This window comes from Serratia nevei, from assembly GCF_024160145.1.
Lineage (GTDB): Bacteria > Pseudomonadota > Gammaproteobacteria > Enterobacterales > Enterobacteriaceae > Serratia > Serratia nevei_A.
This window is the reverse complement of record NZ_JAMYWQ010000138.1, coordinates 1-438: the sequence shown is the minus strand read 5'-3', so window position 1 is coordinate 438 and position 438 is coordinate 1. Positions and strand designations below refer to the sequence as shown.

The window sequence follows — 438 nt, the reverse complement described above, 5'->3', positions numbered from 1 at the left end:
CGCATAACAGAGTGCCAGCAGCCGCGGTAATACGTAGGTGGCAAGCGTTATCCGGAATTATTGGGCGTAAAGCGCGCGCAGGTGGTTTCTTAAGTCTGATGTGAAAGCCCACGGCTCAACCGTGGAGGGTCATTGGAAACTGGGAGACTTGAGTGCAGAAGAGGAAAGTGGAATTCCATGTGTAGCGGTGAAATGCGTAGAGATATGGAGGAACACCAGTGGCGAAGGCGACTTTCTGGTCTGTAACTGACACTGAGGCGCGAAAGCGTGGGGAGCAAACAGGATTAGATACCCTGGTAGTCCACGCCGTAAACGATGAGTGCTAAGTGTTAGAGGGTTTCCGCCCTTTAGTGCTGAAGTTAACGCATTAAGCACTCCGCCTGGGGAGTACGGCCGCAAGGCTGAAACTCAAAGGAATTGACGGGTAGATGCTAACTC

1 rRNA gene is annotated in these 438 nt (G+C 52.3%); it reads left to right on the top strand.

What is annotated here, in order from left to right:
• Window positions 1-438 (top strand): 16S ribosomal RNA (locus M6G53_RS25120); the annotation flags it as partial.